Annotated in this window: 21 protein-coding genes; 6 read left to right on the forward strand and 15 right to left on the reverse strand. The window is 66.5% G+C overall.

Going from position 1 to position 18,159, the window contains the following annotated elements; genetic code table 11:
- The 6 genes from U7114_RS02680 to U7114_RS02705 form a co-directional block, all read left to right on the forward strand.
- On the forward strand, window positions 1-1,529 hold a 1,529-nt coding region (locus U7114_RS02680), incomplete at its 5' end, for a transketolase-like TK C-terminal-containing protein (protein WP_416235538.1).
- A gap of 154 nt (window positions 1,530-1,683) precedes the next feature.
- Window positions 1,684-2,928, forward strand: coding sequence for a PucR family transcriptional regulator (locus tag U7114_RS02685; RefSeq protein WP_157241925.1), 1,245 nt, complete (start codon window positions 1,684-1,686; stop codon window positions 2,926-2,928).
- Window positions 2,929-3,016: 88 nt separating this feature from the next.
- Window positions 3,017-3,946, forward strand: a complete 930-nt coding sequence (locus tag U7114_RS02690; protein ID WP_323056495.1) for an ACP S-malonyltransferase — start codon at window positions 3,017-3,019, stop codon at window positions 3,944-3,946.
- Window positions 3,943-5,004 (forward strand): beta-ketoacyl-ACP synthase III, encoded by a 1,062-nt coding sequence (locus U7114_RS02695; protein WP_157241923.1) that lies wholly within the window; start codon window positions 3,943-3,945, stop codon window positions 5,002-5,004. Before U7114_RS02690 ends, U7114_RS02695 begins: the two co-directional genes overlap by 4 nt.
- A gap of 79 nt (window positions 5,005-5,083) precedes the next feature.
- Complete coding sequence (locus tag U7114_RS02700) at window positions 5,084-5,329, forward strand: acyl carrier protein (RefSeq protein ID WP_009359314.1); 246 nt, start codon at window positions 5,084-5,086, stop codon at window positions 5,327-5,329.
- A gap of 162 nt (window positions 5,330-5,491) precedes the next feature.
- Window positions 5,492-6,727 (forward strand): beta-ketoacyl-[acyl-carrier-protein] synthase II, encoded by a 1,236-nt coding sequence (locus U7114_RS02705; protein WP_321213783.1) that lies wholly within the window; start codon window positions 5,492-5,494, stop codon window positions 6,725-6,727.
- Between the two features lie 88 nt (window positions 6,728-6,815).
- Here the strand turns inward: U7114_RS02705 and U7114_RS02710 are convergent, their stop codons facing one another.
- The 15 genes from U7114_RS02710 to U7114_RS02780 form a co-directional block, all read right to left on the reverse strand.
- The gene (locus U7114_RS02710) at window positions 6,816-7,319 is read right to left on the reverse strand and encodes a DUF3145 domain-containing protein (protein ID WP_157241921.1); all 504 of its coding nucleotides are present in this window, start codon (window positions 7,317-7,319) and stop codon (window positions 6,816-6,818) included.
- 242 nt (window positions 7,320-7,561) lie between these two features.
- A complete protein-coding gene (locus tag U7114_RS02715; protein ID WP_323056496.1) occupies window positions 7,562-8,488 on the reverse strand; it encodes a tyrosine recombinase XerC in 927 nt (308 codons plus the stop codon).
- Between the two features lie 89 nt (window positions 8,489-8,577).
- A complete protein-coding gene (gene dprA, locus U7114_RS02720; RefSeq protein ID WP_157241920.1) occupies window positions 8,578-9,777 on the reverse strand; it encodes a DNA-processing protein DprA in 1,200 nt (399 codons plus the stop codon).
- Window positions 9,774-11,318, reverse strand: coding sequence for a YifB family Mg chelatase-like AAA ATPase (locus tag U7114_RS02725; RefSeq protein WP_323056497.1), 1,545 nt, complete (start codon window positions 11,316-11,318; stop codon window positions 9,774-9,776). Before U7114_RS02725 ends, dprA begins: the two co-directional genes overlap by 4 nt.
- Window positions 11,319-11,675 carry a YraN family protein gene (locus U7114_RS02730; RefSeq protein ID WP_157241919.1) on the reverse strand — a complete coding sequence of 119 codons (357 nt, stop codon included), beginning with the start codon at window positions 11,673-11,675 and terminating at the stop codon, window positions 11,319-11,321. It lies immediately after the preceding gene.
- Between the two features lie 138 nt (window positions 11,676-11,813).
- A complete protein-coding gene (locus U7114_RS02735) occupies window positions 11,814-12,140 on the reverse strand; it encodes a DUF2469 domain-containing protein (RefSeq protein WP_157241918.1) in 327 nt (108 codons plus the stop codon).
- A 50-nt stretch (window positions 12,141-12,190) separates the two neighbouring features.
- Window positions 12,191-12,991 (reverse strand): ribonuclease HII, encoded by an 801-nt coding sequence (locus tag U7114_RS02740; RefSeq protein ID WP_323056498.1) that lies wholly within the window; start codon window positions 12,989-12,991, stop codon window positions 12,191-12,193.
- A gap of 2 nt (window positions 12,992-12,993) precedes the next feature.
- Window positions 12,994-13,821, reverse strand: a complete 828-nt coding sequence (gene lepB, locus U7114_RS02745) for a signal peptidase I (protein ID WP_323056499.1) — start codon at window positions 13,819-13,821, stop codon at window positions 12,994-12,996.
- A complete protein-coding gene (lepB, locus tag U7114_RS02750) occupies window positions 13,822-14,499 on the reverse strand; it encodes a signal peptidase I (RefSeq protein WP_323056500.1) in 678 nt (225 codons plus the stop codon). It abuts the gene before it with no gap.
- Between the two features lie 85 nt (window positions 14,500-14,584).
- Window positions 14,585-14,944 carry a 50S ribosomal protein L19 gene (gene rplS, locus U7114_RS02755; protein WP_050054723.1) on the reverse strand — a complete coding sequence of 120 codons (360 nt, stop codon included), beginning with the start codon at window positions 14,942-14,944 and terminating at the stop codon, window positions 14,585-14,587.
- A 270-nt stretch (window positions 14,945-15,214) separates the two neighbouring features.
- Entirely contained in the window at window positions 15,215-16,039 is an 825-nt protein-coding gene (gene trmD / locus U7114_RS02760) for a tRNA (guanosine(37)-N1)-methyltransferase TrmD (protein WP_157241914.1), read from the reverse strand.
- Complete coding sequence (gene rimM / locus U7114_RS02765) at window positions 16,040-16,588, reverse strand: ribosome maturation factor RimM (protein WP_323056501.1); 549 nt, start codon at window positions 16,586-16,588, stop codon at window positions 16,040-16,042.
- 110 nt (window positions 16,589-16,698) lie between these two features.
- Window positions 16,699-16,941, reverse strand: coding sequence for an RNA-binding protein (locus U7114_RS02770; protein WP_018759999.1), 243 nt, complete (start codon window positions 16,939-16,941; stop codon window positions 16,699-16,701).
- A gap of 1 nt (window position 16,942) precedes the next feature.
- Window positions 16,943-17,365 carry a 30S ribosomal protein S16 gene (gene rpsP / locus U7114_RS02775; RefSeq protein WP_321213791.1) on the reverse strand — a complete coding sequence of 141 codons (423 nt, stop codon included), beginning with the start codon at window positions 17,363-17,365 and terminating at the stop codon, window positions 16,943-16,945.
- 217 nt (window positions 17,366-17,582) lie between these two features.
- Window positions 17,583-18,023, reverse strand: a complete 441-nt coding sequence (locus tag U7114_RS02780) for a hypothetical protein (protein WP_321216262.1) — start codon at window positions 18,021-18,023, stop codon at window positions 17,583-17,585.
- Window positions 18,024-18,159 lie beyond the last annotated feature (136 nt).

The raw sequence follows: 18,159 nt of genomic DNA on the forward strand, positions 1-18,159 counted from the left end.
TCAAGGGCTACGGCCTCGGACCGCACTTCGAGGGCCGCAACGCGACCCACCAGATGAAGAAACTCACCCTGGATGACCTGAAGAAATTCCGCGACCACCTGCGGATCCCCATCACGGACGAACAGCTCGAAAAAGACCTGTACCAGCCCCCGTACTACCACCCCGGCAACGACGCTCCCGAAATCAAATACATGATGGAGCGCCGCGCAGCCCTGGGCGGGGCCGTCCCGGAACGACGGTCCAAGCACGCCGAGATCACCTTGCCGGACGCGAAGTCCTACGAGGTCGCCAAGCGGGGCTCGGGCAAGCAGCAGGCCGCCACCACCATGGCCTTCGTGCGCCTGCTCAAGGACCTGATGCGGGACAAGAACTTCGGCAAGCACATCGCCCCGATCATCCCCGACGAGGCCCGCACGTTCGGCATGGACGCGTTCTTCCCCACGGCCAAGATCTACAACCCCAAGGGCCAGAACTACCTCTCCGTAGACCGCGACCTGGTCCTGGCCTACAAGGAATCCGCCCAGGGCCAGCTGATCCACCCCGGCATCAACGAAGCCGGCGCCGTGGCAGCTTTCACCGCCGCAGGCACCGCCTACGCCACCCACGGCGTGCCCCTGGTCCCGGTCTACGTGTTCTACTCCATGTTCGGCTTCCAGCGCACCGGCGACGCCTTCTGGGCCGCAGCCGACCAAATGACCCGCGGCTTCATCATCGGCGCCACCGCAGGACGGACCACCCTCACCGGCGAAGGACTCCAGCACGCCGACGGCCACTCCCCCCTGCTCGCCTCCACCAACCCCGCCGTCGTCACCTACGACCCCGCCTACGGCTACGAAATGGGCCACATCATCCGCGACGGCATCGAACGCATGTACGGGCCGGACTCGGAAGACCGGAACCTGATGTACTACCTCACCGTGTACAACGAGCCGATCACCCAGCCCGCAGAACCCGAGGAACTCGACGTCGAGGGCGTCATCAAGGGCATCTACCTGCTCGCCCCGGCAAAGATCGACGGTCCCCGGACCCAGATCCTCGCCTCCGGCGTGTCGGTGCCGTGGGCCATCGAAGCCCAGCGGATCCTTGCAGAAGACTGGTCCGTGTCAGCAGACGTCTGGTCCGTCACGTCCTGGAACGAACTGCGCCGCGATGGCCTCGCCGCCGAAGAGGAAGCCTTCCTCAACCCCGGCGAACCCGCCCGCGTCCCCTTCGTCACCCGGCAGCTCGAAGGAGCCACCGGACCCGTCGTCGCCGTGTCCGACTACATGAAAGCCGTCCCCGACCAGATCCGGCAATTCGTGCCCAACGAATTCGCCACCCTCGGCGCCGACGGCTTCGGCTTCTCCGACACCCGCGCCGCCGCCCGCCGCTTCTTCAAGAACGACACCCACTCCATCGTGGTGCGTTCACTGGAGATGCTCGCGCGCCGCGGTGAAGTGGATTCGCAGGCTCCGATCAAGGCGATTGAGAAGTACAGGCTCCACAACGTCAATGCCGGCACCACCGGCAACGCCGGCGGCGAGGCTTAGCACCTCCCCGCAGTAGAACCGCGACGGCGGCTCCCTCCGAAAGGCGGGGGCCGCCGTCGTCCGTTTCGGCAGGAGTGTCCTGTGACGCAGGCCAATGCGCATTGTAGCCTTTGCACAAATGGAGGTTGCGCGGCGGGGCCCGTATGCTCAGAGAATGCCAGCACCTGCCACCCCGTCCGCCAAGCGCAAACCGTCCACGCCCAGGGTCACGCCGGAGAAATCCGAGACGCTGAAGAAACTGCGGGCAAACGTGGGCCAGCTGTCCACCACCACCATGCGCGAGCTGGAAAAGTCGCTGCCTTGGTACAGCCGGCTCAGCTCGGACGAACGCTCGGCCCTGGGCATGGTGGCCCAGAACGGCATCGCCGCTTTTGTCACCTGGTACGAGCGGCCAAGCTCGCCGTCCTGGATCCTCACGGACGTCTTCGGCACCGCGCCCACCGAACTGACCCGGTCCATCAGCCTGCAGAAGGCGCTGCAGCTGATCCGGATCGTCGTCGAGGTGGTGGAGGACCAGGTTCCCGTGATTGCGCCGGAAGCCGACCAGCCATCACTGCGGGAAGCAGTGTTGAGGTACTCGCGGGAAGTCGCTTTCGCTGCCGCCGACGTCTACGCCCGGGCCGCCGAATCCCGCGGTTCCTGGGACACCCGGCTCGAAGCCCTCATCGTGGACGCCATCCTGCGCGGGGAAAACACGGACGCCCTGCGCTCCAGGATCGCGGCACTGGGCTGGAAGGCACAGGAGCGCTTCACCGTCATGGTGGGCAATTCTCCCTCGGAGCCCAGCGCCAGCTACGTCAGCGAACTGCGCCGGATGGCCGGCCGGTATGCGGAGGACGCCCTGGTGGGCATCCAGGGTGACCGGCTCATCCTCATCCTGGGTGGCGTCCAGGACCGGGAAACGGCGTATGTGAAGCTCAGCGAAATGTTTGCGCCCGGGCCGGTGGTGTACGGCCCGGAGGCCGGTTCCCTGCTGGAAGCCAGCGGATCGGCCCAGTCGGCCTTCGCCGGGCTGACCGCGGCCAGGGCATGGCCCGCCGCGCCGCGTCCGGTGGCCGCCGACGATCTGCTCCCGGAACGAGTTATATCCGGGGACGACGCCGCGCGCCGTTCCCTCGTCAAGAACATCTACCGCCCGTTGCTGGCGGCGTCCAACGGCCTGGTGGAGACCCTGGGAACCTACCTGGAATTGGGCCATTCGCTGGAGGCAACGGCGCGGGAACTCTTCGTCCATGCCAACACCGTCCGGTACCGGCTCAAGCGTGTCTGTGACGTCACAGGCTGGGATCCGCTCCTGCCCAGGGAAGCCTTTGTCCTGCAGGCTGCGCTCGTGGTGGGGCGTCTTTCCGCCCCGCCTAAAGCTGCCGCGGAGCGCCTGCCGTCCCGGAATCAAGCCTAAGGCGTTGTAGACTTCCTACAACCTGACCCCGTGAGCTTGGTGCGGACAAACACCGCTGGAGCACACAGTAATTTGGAAAGCTGGATACGTGCTTGCAATAGTTTGCCCTGGACAGGGCTCACAGACCCCGGGTTTTCTGGCCCCTTGGCTGGAACTGCCCTCGGTGGCAGGCCAACTGGCCTCCTTGAGCGAGATCGCAGGCATTGACCTGACCGCCCACGGAACCACCTCGGATGAGGAAACCATCAAGGACACCGCGGTCGCGCAGCCCCTGATCGTCGCAGCCGGCCTTGTTGCCGCGGGTTCGCTGTTTGATGTTGAGCTCAGTTCCCTTCCGGTTATCCTCGCGGGCCACTCCGTAGGTGAAATCACCGCGTCCGCCCTCGCCGGAGTGCTCACGGAGCAGGAAGCCATGACGTTCGTGCGCGAGCGTGCCAACAGCATGGCAGCGGCTGCGTCCGTCACTCCCACGGGCATGAGCGCCGTAGTTGGCGGCGACCCCGCCGAGGTCCTTGCGGCCATCACGGCCGCGGGCGCGACCCCCGCCAACGTCAACGGGGCGGGCCAGACCGTCGCAGCAGGCACTTTTGAACAGCTGAACGCCCTGGCCGCGAACCCGCCCGCTAAGGCCAGGGTCATTCCCCTTAAGGTGGCCGGCGCGTTCCACACCAGCCACATGGCCCCCGCCGTCAGCGCCCTCAAGGCGCTGCAGCCGCAGTTGAAGCCGCAGGCACCGAAGGTGCCGCTGCTGTCCAACTACGACGGCGGCGAAGTCACTGACGGGAGCGCCGCCGTCGACAGCCTTATTGCCCAGGTGTCACGTCCCGTCCGCTGGGACCGCTGCATGGAGGCGATGGTAGCCCGGGGCGTCACCGGCGTTATTGAACTTGCCCCCGCCGGCACCCTGGCCGGCCTCGCCAAGCGGGGCATGCCCGGCGTCAAGACCGTAGCCGTCAAGACCCCCGACGACCTTTCCGCCGCCCTGGCACTCTTCGCAGAACTGGAGGGAGACGCATGAGCGTTCCCACGCTGAAGCAGGCTCCCATCCAGGAGCACACCCGCATCCTTGGACTGGGCGCCTACCGTCCCAGCGTCATCGTCACCAACGAGGATGTCTGCCAGTGGATCGATTCCTCCGACGAGTGGATCCGCCAGCGGACCGGCATCGTGACGCGCCACCGTGCCCCCGCGGACATCAGTGTCATCGACATGGCCGAGGGTGCGGCACGCGAGGCGATGGAAAAGGCCGGCATCGAACCTTCCCAGCTCGGCGCCGTCATTGTGTCCACGGTGACCCACCCGTATGCCACCCCGTCCGCCGCAGCCAGCCTGGCTGACCGCCTCGGGGCAACCCCGGCTCCTGCCTTCGACATTTCGGCCGCCTGTGCAGGATACTGCTACGGCATCGCCCAGGGTGACGCCCTGGTCCGCTCCGGTGCCGCCAAGTACGTCCTGGTGGTCGGCGCCGAAAAGTTGTCCGATGTCATCGACAACAGGGAACGCACCATCTCGTTCCTGCTCGGAGACGGAGCCGGCGCCGTCGTCATCGGCCCCTCCGACACCCCCGGAATCGCCCCCTCTGTCTGGGGATCGGACGGCAGCAAATGGGACGCGATCGGCATGACCCGTTCCATGCTGGATGTCCGCGACCTCGGCATGGCCGCCCGGCAGTCCGATTCCACAGGCGACCTCGCCCTCCTGGAAGAGGCCCAGGAGTTGTACCCCACCCTTCGCCAGGACGGGCAGACCGTTTTCCGCTGGGCCGTCTGGGAAATGGCCAAGGTTGCCCAGCAGGCCCTTGATGCCGCCGGCATCCAGGCGGAGGACCTGGTGGCCTTCATTCCCCATCAGGCGAACATGCGCATCATCGACGAGATGGTGAAGAAGCTGAAGCTGCCGGAGAGCGTTACAGTGGCACGGGACATCGCTGACGCAGGCAACACCTCGGCAGCATCCATCCCGCTCGCCACGCACCGCCTGCTGCAGGAAAATCCGGAGCTAAGCGGCGGACTGGCCCTGCAGATCGGTTTCGGCGCGGGGCTGGTCTTCGGCGCCCAGGTAATTGTCCTTCCCTAGGAACGCCCCAACGGGCCGCATCCGCGGCCCGGACCATTTCCGGCAGCACCTGCCGGCAATACAAGAAAAGGAGCCATCAATGGCTAGCAACGAAGAGATCCTGGCCGGCTTGGCTGAAATCGTCAACGAGGAAACCGGCCTGGCCCCCGAGGCCGTGGAGCTGGACAAGTCCTTCACCGAGGACCTGGACATCGACTCCATCTCCATGATGACCATCGTGGTCAACGCCGAGGAAAAGTTTGGCGTCCGCATCCCCGACGAAGAGGTCAAGAACCTCAAGACCGTCGGCGACGCCGTCAGCTTCATTGCCGGAGCGCAGGCCTAGCCAAGGCTTCCGCCGTTACGGCATGGCAGGGCTGCCGGTCCGGATGACCGGACCGGCAGCCCGCCGCATTTTTCCGGCACCTTCCGCCCGTTGGAACGGTGCCGATCATCAAAACGCGGGACCTCCGGAAGACGGATTCCCCACCGACGAAAGAGTGATCCCATGACACGCAAAGTAGTCATTACCGGTCTGGGTGCCACCACGCCCATTGGCGGCGATGTACCCACGATGTGGAACAACGCGCTCAAGGGGGTCTCCGGTGCCCGCACCCTGGAGGACGACTGGGTGGCCAAGTACGAGCTGCCTGTCCACTTCGCTGCGCGCTGCAGCACCCCGGCCCTGGACGTGCTCAGCCGCGTCGAAGCCAAGCGCATGGACCCCTCCACCCAGTTCGGCGTCATTGCGGCCCGTGAGGCCTGGGCCGATTCCGGCATCACCGAGTTCGACAAGGACCGCCTCGCTGTTGCCTTCGCCACCGGCATCGGCGGTGTCTGGACACTTCTGGACGCCTGGGACACGCTCAAGGAGAAGGGCCCCCGCCGTGTGCTGCCCATGACCGTTCCCATGCTGATGCCCAACGGTGTCGCCGCTGCGGTCAGCCTGGACCTCGGTGCCCGCGCCGGCGCCCACACCCCTGTTTCGGCCTGTGCCTCGGGTACCGAGGCGCTGCACCTGGGCCTGGATTTGATCCGCTCGGGCAAGGCGGATGTGGTCATGTGCGGCGGCGCCGAGGCTGCCATCCACCCCATGCCCCTGGCGGCATTTGCATCCATGCAGGCACTTTCCCGCCGGAACGACGATCCCCAGGGGGCATCCCGCCCCTACGACACCGGACGTGACGGGTTTGTCATGGGCGAGGGTGCCGGCGCACTGGTCCTCGAAGCTGAGGAACACGCACTGGCGCGCGGTGCGCGTATCTATGGCGAACTGGCCGGAACGTCGGTCACTGCCGACGCGTACCACATCACCGCTCCCGACCCCCAGGGCCTGGGCGCCACGCGTGCGCTGAAGGCCGCCATGTTCGACGGCAGGATCCAGCCCGAGGATGTGGTGCACGTCAACGCGCACGCCACGTCGACGCCGGTGGGCGACAAGCCTGAATACACCGCCCTCCGCGCCGCCCTCGGATCCCATGTGGACAATGTGGCCGTCTCCGCCACGAAGTCCCAGATGGGGCACCTCCTGGGCGCCTCCGGCGCCGTCGAGGCCGTACTCACGGTGCTTGCCGTGTACGACCGGAAGGCACCCGTGACCATCAACCTGGAAAACCAGGACCCGGAAATCCCGCTCGACGTCGTCACCTCCGCCCGGGACCTGCCCGCCGGCAGCATCGTCGCGCTGAGCAACTCGTTCGGCTTTGGCGGCCACAACGCCGTGATTGCCGTCCGCAGCGTCTAATGCCCCGGATTTGATCCGTTTACGAGAGGAGGCCCCGCCGGTTGGCGGGGCCTCCTCTTTGCTATGGAAAACGTCAGCTCGACGGCGGTCAGCCCACCTGGTGGAGCCAGCGCACGGGAGCGCCTTCAGCAGCGTGCCGGAACGGTTCGAGTTCTTCGTCCCAGGCTTCGCCCAGGGCGAGGGAGAGTTCGTGGTAGACGGCGGCGGGGTCACCGGCGCCCGACTCGTAGGCGTAACGGATCCTGTCCTCGGACACCATGATGTTGCCGTGGACGTCGGTGACGGCGTGGAAGATCCCAAGCTCAGGGGTGTGCGACCACCGCCCGCCGTCAACGCCCTGGCTTGGCTCCTCCGTGACCTCATACCGAAGGTGCGCCCACCCGCGCAGGGACGACGCAAGCTTGGATCCTGTCCCGGGGGCGCCGGTCCATGACAGCTCTGCCCGGAACATTCCGGGCGCGGCAGGCTGAGGGGTCCACTCAAGATCCGTCCGCTTGTCCACGACGGATCCGATGGCCCACTCAACATGAGGGCACAGGGCCGTAGGGGCCGAGTGAACGAACAGCACACCGCGGGTCATTGCATCAGACATTCCATCCTCCATAGCTCTAGGTACGTCTTCCCCAACGACCTCTGCCTGGATGGAACTGCTGGTGCCTGCACTGCGGCGGCGTTCCTGCCTGCCTATTCAGATGTATCAGATAAAGCTGTGTCCGGACTTGCTGTGACGCGAAAAGCCGCAAGCTTCACGCAGGACTTGAAAGTTACCGGACGTGACTCTCATTGTGCCGTACCCCACGAAATTACGCCAGTGCGATTCATGGCGGTGCAGGCTCACGCCCTCGGGTGGGCCTGCTGGTAGCTCTGCCGGAGCCGGTCCACCGAGACATGGGTGTAGATCTGGGTGGTGGCCAGGCTGCTGTGGCCAAGGATTTCCTGTACGGCGCGGAGATCGGCCCCTCCGTCCAGCAGATGCGTGGCCGCCGAATGCCGCAGGGCATGCGGCCCCGAGGCCGAGGTATCGCCAAGCCCTGCGAAGAGGTCGTGGACCATGGCGCGGACCTGGCGCTGGTCCACCCGGCCGCCGCGGGCGCCCAGGAAGAGCGCCGGCCCGCTGCTGCCCTTGGCGAGCAGGGGCCTGCCCCGCCGCAGCCAGTCGTCCACGGCCAGGGCAGCGGGAACACCGTAGGGCACCGTGCGTTCCTTGTTGCCCTTGCCGATGACGCGCAGGGTGCGGCGGTCGGGGTCCAAATCATCGATGTCGAGCCCTGCCAGTTCGCCCACACGGACACCGGTGGCGTAGAGCAGTTCCACGATGGCACGGTTCCGCAGGGAAAGCGGCGCGCCCTCGGCCGCCGCATCGTCCAGGGTGGCCAGCAGCCGGGTCACCTGTGCGGCCTGCAGGACGCCGGGCAAAGCTTGTTCCCGCTTGGGAGCCTTGAGACGCAGGGCGGGATCCGCAACGATGAGCTCCTCCGCCAGCGCCCAGGCCGTGAAGACCCTTACGGAGGCGGACCGACGGGCGAGGGTTGCCCGTGCTGCTCCGGCCTGGCTCTGGTCCCCGAGCCAGCGACGGAGCGTTCCAAGCTCCAGGTCCCCAAGGCGGAGGGCCCCTTCCGCCGCGGCGTGGGACAGGAGGCTCCGGACGTCGCCCAGGTACCCTCGGAGCGTGTGTGGAGAAACGGCGCGCTCGGCGGACAGGTACCGCGCGAAGGCCTCAAGCGCCGCGCGAAGCTCCGCGGGCAGTTCCTCATTTTCCACCCCCCTACTGTCTCAGTTCCAGCGCCGAAAGGAGCGCTGACACGCACCTCCCGTCCCGCCCGTACGCCCACAACGGCGGATCAGGCGCATCAGCTGGTTGCCTTTCCGCGTTTCCAGCCGCCCCGCTCCGAGACGGCCAAGCCCAGTAAACCCAACCGGCCCAAGCCGGCCCGGACGGATTCCTGGCCCAGGCCCGCGACCGTGGAGAGCTTTTCGACGGACGTGGTGGAGCGCAGCGGCAGGGCGTCCAGAAGAATCAGATCCTCCAGGGTCAGTCCGTCCTGAACGGCGGCCTGGCCTTGGCGCGCGTCAGGAAGGGCAGAACCGCTGGGTCCCGCCAGTTCGGCAACCTCGGCGGCGTCCGTCACGCAAACGGCCCCGCCATCCCGAAGAAGACGGTGGCAGCCGGCCGAGTTGGCGCTGTGCACGGATCCGGGAACAGCACCGACAGCACGGCCGAGGGTCTCGGCGTGGTGGGCGGTGTTCAGTGCCCCGGACCGCCACCTTGCCTCGACAACGACGGTAACGGCTGACAGCGCGGCAATAATGCGGTTGCGCTGGAGGAACCTGTAGCGGGTGGGGGCGGACCCTGGGGGAACCTCGGCGAGGACTGCGCCCTGGTTGCACACGGCCCGCAGGAGGTCCTCGTTTCCCGAGGGGTAGAAACGGTCCACTCCCCCGGCCATCACCGCAATGGTCGGCAGGGAATCCGACGCACCGGCAAGGGCTGCCCGGTGGGCATGCGCGTCTATGCCGTAGGCGCCGCCGGACACCACGGTGAATCCGCGCTGGGCCAGGGAGTAGGCCATATCGCCCGTGACCGATGCTCCATAGCTCGTGCTGTCCCTGGACCCCACAATGGCAACGGCTGTGGCCGCATCGGGAAGCCTCTGTTCCTGGCCCCGCCACCAGAGGCAGATAGGCTCCTGGATTCCGAGGTCTGCCAGCTGGGCAGGCCATAACCCGTCCGACGGAATGATCAGGCGCCCGCCGAGCCGTGCCATGGTTTCAAGGTCGCGTTCGGGAGCGAGATCGGGGACGCGGGGCTTCCAGCGTTTGAGGGCGTTGGCCATCCCGGCCCAGACCGCGGCCGAACCGCCGTCCGTGAGGAGTGCGGTAATCTCCCGCTCCATATCCGGCCCTGCCGCCACCTCGCCGGTAGCGATCCGCAGTGCGTCCACCGCCCCGGCCACCTGCACAAGGGCCAGACCTGCCGCGTCCTGCGGCTCCATCAATCGCGAGAGGGCGGCACGGGAACGCCGTTCGATGTCCCTGGCTACTTGAGTCATGCCGCGGCCGCCGCTGCCTGCCGAAGGCCCAGGGCCTGCCCGATGTCGTTGGTGTCCGGCTGTTCCCGGTGCCCGAGGTCTGCCAGGGTCCAGGCCAGCCGGAGCACCCGGTCGTAGCCGCGGGCCGTGAGCACGCCCCGTTCCAGCGAATGGTCCAGGATGCGGGTCACGGCCGCCGGCAACCTAAGCTCACCCCGCAGGATGCGGCCCGGGACCTGTGCATTGGTCTCCAGCCCATAGCGTGCCAGCCGCTCGAACTGCCGCCCCCGTGCGCCGCGCACCCGGCACGCCACGGTGGCGGTATCTTCCTCCGCTCCGGCTTGTCCGAAGTCGGCCAGGGAGACCCGTTCCACCTGCAGCTGGATGTCCACGCGGTCCAGGAGCGGCCCGGACATCCTGGCGAGATACCGCCGACGCATCATGGGTGTGCAGGTGCACTCGAGTCCCTTTCCGGAAGCTTTGCCGCAGGGGCAGGGATTTGCCGCGAGGACGAGCTGGAAGCGGGCGGGATAGGCGGCGGTTCCGGCTGACCGGTGGATCACCAGCTCGCCGCTTTCCAGCGGTTGGCGCAGCGCGTCCAGCACCCGGCGCTCGTACTCCGGGGCCTCGTCAAGGAACAGGACGCCCCGATGTGCCCGGGAGGCCGCCCCCGGCCGGGGAAGCCCGGAGCCGCCGCCGATGATGGCAGCCGCGGTTGCCGAGTGGTGCGGGCTTTCGAACGGCGGCCGCCGGAGCAGCTGGACTGAGGAGGAAGGCAGCCCGCACAGCGAATGGATGGCTGTAACCTCCATGGACTCATGGTCGCCAAGATCGGGCAGGAGCCCGGGCAGGCGTTCCGCCAGCATGGTTTTCCCGGCGCCCGGCGGACCCGTCAGGAGGAGATGGTGCGCCCCGGCGGCCGCCACCTCCAGCGCACGCCGTGCATCGCCTTGGCCCGAGACATCGGCCATATCGGGGTACGCCCCCGATTCGCCGGCTGCCTCGTCGGCACTGTCCGCGTCCTCGGGTTCGAAATCCAGCGCGAGCTCCTGGGGATCTGCACCGAAGTCCAGTGCCAGCCTGGCCAGCGTGCTGTACCCCCGCACCTTGGCATCGGGGACCAGTGCCGCCTCCGCGAAGTTCGCCTGTGCCACGACGATGTCCGGATATCCGGCCTGCACCGAGGCCATCACGGCCGGCAGGATGCCCCTGACCGGGCGCAGCCTGCCGTCGAGCCCAAGCTCCGCGATGAACACGGTCCGCCCCGTGGGTTTGATGTCATTGGCGGCGCGGAGCACTGCCATGGTGACGGCAAGATCGAATCCCGAACCGCGTTTGGGCAACGAGGCGGGGATAAGGTTGGCGGTGATTTTCCTCCGGCTCAGGGGAATCCCGGAGTTCTTCGCGGCGGACCGGATGCGCTCCTTCGCCTCGTTGAGGGAAGCGTCGGGGAGGCCGAGGAGGACGAACGCCGGGAGGGTCTGGCCGATGTCGGCCTCAACCTCCACCATGTATCCGTTCAGCCCCACCAGGGCAATGGAGTAGGTGCGGCCCAGTGGCACTTATCCCACCCCCTTGAGGTGTTCCACCAGGGGTGTCCCGCCGCCGTCGTCTATCACCGCGATGACGTCAACACGCCGCAGCGGCATCCGCAGCTCCCGGTCCCTGCACCACGCAGCCCCAAGCCGGTGGAGCCGCGCAAGTTTTTCCGGGCCCACGGCTTCGAAGGGATGGCCGTAGTCCAGGGTGCGGCGGGTCTTTACTTCGGCGATGACCAGGGCGTCGCCGTCGAGGGCAACTATGTCTATTTCGCCTTCGGTGCAGCGCCAGTTACGCTCAACCACCAGCATGCCCAGGGTTTCAAGATAGCCGGCGGCGAGGTCCTCGCCGTGCCGGCCCAACAGGTCTTTCGATTTCATTTCTACCTCCGCAACCAGCCTGTGGTGGCTGGAGCACGGAGGACAGGACGATGACCGCCTATGTGGATTAAATGCGGTCAGGTGCCCCTGTGCAGGAGGAGTCCGCTTTACAGGGAGGGTCCGGCCGGCGGAACGGAGCTAGTTGCCCAGGTCGACGTCCTTGGGAAGGGAAAGTTCCTCGTTGCGGGGCAGCTCTTCGACGTTGACGTCCTTGAACGTGAGGACCCTGACGCTCTTGACGAACCTGGCCGAGCGGTAGACGTCCCACACCCACGCGTCCTGCAGGGTGAGGTCGAAGTAGACTTCGCCGTCGGCGCTGCGCGCCTGCAGGTCGACATGGTTGGCCAGGTAGAAGCGGCGTTCGGTTTCGACAACATAGCTGAACAATCCGACCACGTCCCGGTATTCACGGTAGAGCTGGAGCTCCATGTCGGTTTCGTAGTTTTCAAGATCCTCAGCACTCATGCTTCCATCTTGCACCATCGGCGGGGCAGCCGCTGCCCGCGCCGGAGCACTCAGGCGTCGACGGCGGGATCCTCGCCATCCGGATCTTCACCGTCCGGATCCTGCCCGTCCGGCAGCCCGCCGTCGAGCAGGTCTCCGCCAAGCAGGCGCCAGCTGACCCGGTGGTAGGGCGTCGGCCCGGCAGCGCGGAGGACGTCGCGGTGCAGGGCCGTGGCGTAGCCCTTGTTGATGTCCCAGCCAAAGTCGGGGAACTCGACGTGCAGTTCCCGCATCATCCTGTCCCGTTCAACTTTGGCGATGACGCTTGCCGCAGCGACGCTCAAGCACTGCATGTCAGCTTTGATCTTGGTATGCACTGGGGCGTCACAGCTGGCCTCGACAACGGGTTCGTCAAACAATGACAGCTGCTCCGCGGGGGAAAGCCAGTTGTGGCTGCCGTCCAGGAGCACCGCCTCCGGACGGATGCCTGCCTCAAGAACCTCCCGCCAGGCCCGTGTTCCGGCGAGGCGCAGGGCGGCAATGATGCCGATGGAGTCAATTTCCTGGGCGGAGGCATGGCCGACTGCCGAAGCCACGCTCCAACGGCGCACCAGCGGTTCGAGCCGCTCCCGTTCGGCGGGGCTCAGGAGCTTGCTGTCCCGCACGCCGGCCAGCGGCTTCTGGCGTTCCAGGTCCACCACGGCAATGCCCACGCTGACCGGGCCGGCAAGCGCGCCCCGCCCCACCTCGTCCACCCCTGCGAGGTACCGTATCCCCTGTGCCTTGAAGGCCCGCTCGTGCCTCAACGTAGGGGCCTTTGCGCGCGCGGGCGGCCTGGCGGGACCCGTCCCGGGCTTGATTGCCGTGGACATGGTCAGGGCGCCGCCGGCACGTTCCGGAACACGTCCGGGTAATTGCCAAGGGTGGTGATGCGGTTCAGCGGCCAGGCAATGACCGCCGCCTTGCCTTCGAGGTCGTCGAGGTCGATGAACCCGCCGTCGGAATCCATGTGGGCCCGGGAGTCGGCGGAGTGGTTCCGGTTATCGCCCATCACCCACACCTTCCCTTCAGGGACAACTACATCGAAGGTGCGGATCTGCGGCACCTCGGCGGGGTTGACGTAGCTTTCGTTGATTGCCGTCCCGTTAATGGTCAGTTTACCGCCGGCATCGCAGCAGACCACGTGGTCCCCCGGCAGTCCGATGACCCTTTTGACCAGGTGCTGTTCAGAGTTGTCCGGCAGCAGGCCGACGAAGGTCAGGCCGTCCTGGATCCAGGTGAAGGGCCCCTGCTCCTTTTCCGGCGCGGCAGGCAGCCAGCCCTTGGTGTCCCGGAAAACCACCACGTCGCCGCGGCTAAGCGAGAACGGTTCAGGCACCAGGAGGTTGACGAAAATCCGGTCGTCGACGTCCAGCGTATTGACCATGGACTCGGACGGGATAAAGAACGCCCGGAACAGGAACGTCTTGATGAGGAAGGACAGCACGACGGCGATCACCACCACAGTGGCGATTTCCTTCAGCCAGGCAAGGACCGGGCTGCCAGCGGATTTCCCGGCTGCCTTGGCGGCAGAGCGGCTGTCCGCGGCGGCGGGGGCGGGCGCCGCGGGATCCCGGGCGGCCGTCACCGGAACCGCATCGGCGGGTGTGCCCGAAGCCCCGTCCTGACGTGGTTCAGGAATCCGCGCGTGGTTCTCGGGCATCTACTGTCCGTTCTCTGTTGTTGGTCCTGCCGCAGGCGGACGTGGTACTGAAGCAAATCTATCAAGGGGCCAGATGATCTGGACCGGCCTGCCGATAACCCTGTCCAGCGGGACCATGCCGCCGCCGGGGGCACCGAGCAGGCTTCTGGAATCGGCGGACAGCGACCGGTGGTCACCCATCAGCCAGAGGCGCCCCTCCGGGACCACGACGCTGAACTTCTGGGTGCTGGGGGCGTCACCGCTGAAAATGTACGGCTCCTCCAAGGGCTCGCCGTTCACCGTCACGTTGCCGCCGGCGTCGCAGCAGGCTACCGAATCGCCCGGCATGCCGATGACCCTTTTGACGTAGGTTGTGTCGCTGCCCGTAAGGCCGGCCCATTGGGTAATGGCGGCCGCCGCATCCATGAGGGGGCCGTTGCCGCTCTTGAGCGGGGCGAAGGTACCCCGGCCGTCAAAGACGACGATATCCCCGTGCCGGACCGGTTCGTCCCGGAAGTCGGTCCGGGAAACCAGGATACGGTCCCCGCCTTCCAGCCCGGGCTCCATGGAGGCAGACGGGATGAAATAGACATCGAGCCACAATGAGCGGACCAGCCCGCTGACGGCAACGGCCAGGAAGACGGCGAGGAACGCAAAACGCCAGCCCGTTTTTCGGGGCTGGCGTTTTGTCTGGTCCATGGTCCGTATCCTGGGCGCTGGTGCTGGATGGCTCCGGCGCTGGCCGGATACGGCTGTGGCCCAGCCTCTGTAGGTCCGAAGGGACTTACTTGGCGGTGCTGAAGTCGCGCTTTTCCTTGATCTTCGCAGCCTTACCGCGCAGTGCACGCATGTAGTAAAGCTTCGCGCGGCGGACGTCACCCTTGGTGACGACCTCGATCTTTTCGATGATCGGGGAGTGAACCGGGAAGGTACGCTCCACGCCGACACCGAAGGACACCTTGCGGACGGTGAAGGTTTCGCGGACGCCTTCGCCCTGGCGGCCCAGGACGAAGCCCTGGAATACCTGGACACGGGTGTTCTTGCCTTCGATGATGTTCACGTGAACCTTGAGGGTGTCACCGGCGCGGAACGCGGGAACATCGGTACGCAGCGAGGCTGCATCGACGGAATCGAGAATATGCATAATGTGCACTCCTGGTGAACGCCACAGGTCATTCACTTTGGGTCACGGCAGGCAAGCCCGGACGCTGGTGGCGTACCCGGAGATTGCTGCCGAAAGTTAAGTGGTCCGGCCGCTTCACTGGTTGACGGGGCCGGTTGTCTTGGCTGTTGGTTGCGCTCCCCCTGTGGCAGGTGCGGACCCAGCAGACACAAGGACTAATTTTGCCACATTGCGGAGGCTACAGCCAATCCCCGGGGCCGCCGCCGAAAAATGGCTGCCCCGCCGCCCGCCCTAGGACCTGGATGAGTCCGCCTGGGCGCCTTCAGCACCGGGGCGGCGGCGCAGGCGCCCGTCGACGACGTCGTACCCCAGCTCCTGCAGTTCGGCGCGGTCCGCGCGCGGCAGCTTTCCGGCGTCGAACGTTTCAAGGAGGTCCGGCCGGCGCTCCGCCGTCCGGCGGAACTGTTCGTGCCGGCGCCACTGCGCGATCTTGCCGTGGTTGCCGCTCAACAGGACGGCCGGCACTTCACGGTCACGCCACACGGACGGTTTCGTATAGACGGGATACTCCAGGAGCCCGTCGGAGTGGGATTCCTCCACAAGGGACTCGGGATTGCCCACCACGCCCGGCAGGAGGCGGCCGATGGCCTCCACCATGGCCAGGACTGCCACCTCGCCGCCGTTCAGGACGTAGTCCCCCAGGCTGACGGGACGGACGTCGAAATGCTCCCTGGACCACTCGATGACGCGTTCGTCAATGCCCTCGTAGCGTCCGCAGGCGAACGCCAGGTGCTCCTGTTCCGCCAGTTCATAGGCCAGCGCCTGGGTGAAGCGCTCCCCGGCGGGCGAGGGAACTATCAATACCGGCCGGGCCGCCCCTTCCGGGCGGTCTTCGGCAATCGAGGCCAGGGCCTGCGCCCACGGTTCGGGCTTCATGACCATGCCGGCGCCACCGCCGTAGGGGGTGTCATCCACCGTCCGGTGCCGGTCCGTGGTGAAGGAGCGGAGATCGTGGACACGCAGGTCCAGGATCCCGTCCTGCCTGGCCTTGCCGATCAGCGACAGTTCCAGCGGTGCCAGGTACTCCGGGAAGATGCTGACGACGTCGATCCGCATCTACGCTTTGCCTTCCGGCTCCGAAGGGGCTGCTTCGGCCTCCGCGTTCAGCTCGAAAAGACCCTCCGGCGGCGTCAGGAGGATGTAGCCCTCCTCGATATTGACTTCCGGAACAATCTGTTCGACGAACGGAACCAGGATCTCGCCGCCTTCCGGAGTGGTGACCATCAGCAGGTCCTGCGCGGTACCGGTGTTGAGGGCGGCAACCTTGCCCACAACGGTTGAGCCCACCCGGGCCTCCAGGCCGACGAGCTCGTGCTCGTACCAGCCCTCGTCGTCGTCCTCCTCCAGCTCCTCGGTTTCGATGAAGAGCTTGGCACCGCGGAGGGTTTCCGCTTCATTGCGGGTTTCGATCCCGTCGAAGCCCAGCAGCAGGATGTCCTTGTTCCAGCGGGCACTGTTCACGGTGAGCGGGCCCACGGCCGCCGGATCAACCGTGAACTCGGCGCCCGGGACAAACCGGTCCCCAGGGGCATCGGTCAGGACCTGGACCGTTACTTCCCCGCGGATGCCATGGGGTTTGCCGATTCGTGCCACCTGAAGCTGCATGTGTTCCTCTGTTCGGGTTGTGGTTTATCCACGGTGTTCTGGTGAAAGCACTCCGGCCCCTCCACCGCGTTGGTGGAGGGGCCGGAGCTAAAACTGATATTGCCGAGCGCTCAGCGGCGGCGGTCGGTGTCGACGACGTCGACCCGCACCGGCTCCCCGCCGGCCAGGGCTGCCACCACGGTGCGCAGTGCACGCGCCGTGCGGCCCTGGCGGCCGATCACCCGTCCGAGGTCGTCCTGGTGAACACGCACTTCGAGGGTGTCCCCGCGGCGGTTGTTCTTGGAGCTGACCTTGACGTCATCCGGGGAATCAACGATTCCGCGGACCAGGTGTTCCAGCGCTTCTGCCAGCAATCTACTCAGCCTCGGTGGTCTCTGCTTCGGCCTCGGCGGGTGCTTCGGCTGCATCAGACTTGGATGCCTTCTTGGTGATGGCTTCCGGGATGATCACGGAACCCTTTTCCGGGGCAACGAAGGCAGCCTTCTCAGACTTGGTCTTCAGGGTGCCTTCCTGGCCCGGCAGGCCCTTGAACTTCTGCCAGTCACCGGTGATCTTGAGGATCGCGGCAACCTGCTCGGACGGCTGGGCGCCGACGGACAGCCAGTACTGCGCACGCTCGGAGTTGACCTCGATGAATGAGGGCTCTTCGGTGGGGTGGTACTTGCCGATTTCTTCGATGGCACGGCCGTCACGCTTGGTGCGTGAGTCCGCGACGACGATGCGGTAGTACGGTGCGCGCATCTTGCCAAAGCGCTTAAGGCGAATCTTTACGGCCACTGTTGTGGTCACTCCTGTTTCAGAAAAGGGGGTGAACCCGGCTTTCTGCACCCGTGGGGCGGGCCATACTTGCGGGCTCGAAGGACAGGATCCTGACGCGGAGAGAGGGGCCACGCAGATCGAGTACCTGTTTATTGTGCCAGATCAGCGTTCGGATTTCGACTTGACACGTCCTGGCGCGGCCCCGCCGCGCCCGGACAGACGGGGCAGGAACGGCTCAGGCGGACCAGACGTAGAGGCCGGCGCGCTCCGAGTCGGCGATTCCGCTGGCCATTTCAGCGAGCTGCCGCACGTAGGTGCGCGCCTGGGCGGCATCGAAGGGCATGTCATCCTGCGCCGCCCACTGCTCAGCGACGTCGTCGAGGACGTCGCCCTCCCCTTCGGTTTCATAGGAGAGCAGGTCGGCCAGGGCACGCACCATCGCGGGCGGAACCGCAAGGAGCGAATCGCTCGCCACGTCCACCATGGTCAGCTCATAGTCTGCCCCGCCGGCATGGACGGCGGTGCCGGCCAGGTCGCCCAGCTGTTCCACTTCAAAGTCGCTGATTCCCGGGATCCGGACCGCGTCGCCGGCAGGGGCGCTGCCGCCCTTGTCCAGGATGCCGCCGCGCTTCAGTGCGGCGTCGTGGGTGGCAACAAAGATTTCGGTGAAGCCCATGGGAAGTGCCCTCATTCCGTTGACGGTGCGGCCCGCCGGGATGCAGCGCGCGCTGCCCGGCAGTTCGGTTTCAGCCTAGTACAGGGACCGCCGGAGTTTTCCGGCAACGCCGGTCGGCGGCCCAACCACCGCAGGG

This window comes from Pseudarthrobacter sp. C1, assembly GCF_034720455.1.
GTDB lineage: Bacteria > Actinomycetota > Actinomycetes > Actinomycetales > Micrococcaceae > Arthrobacter.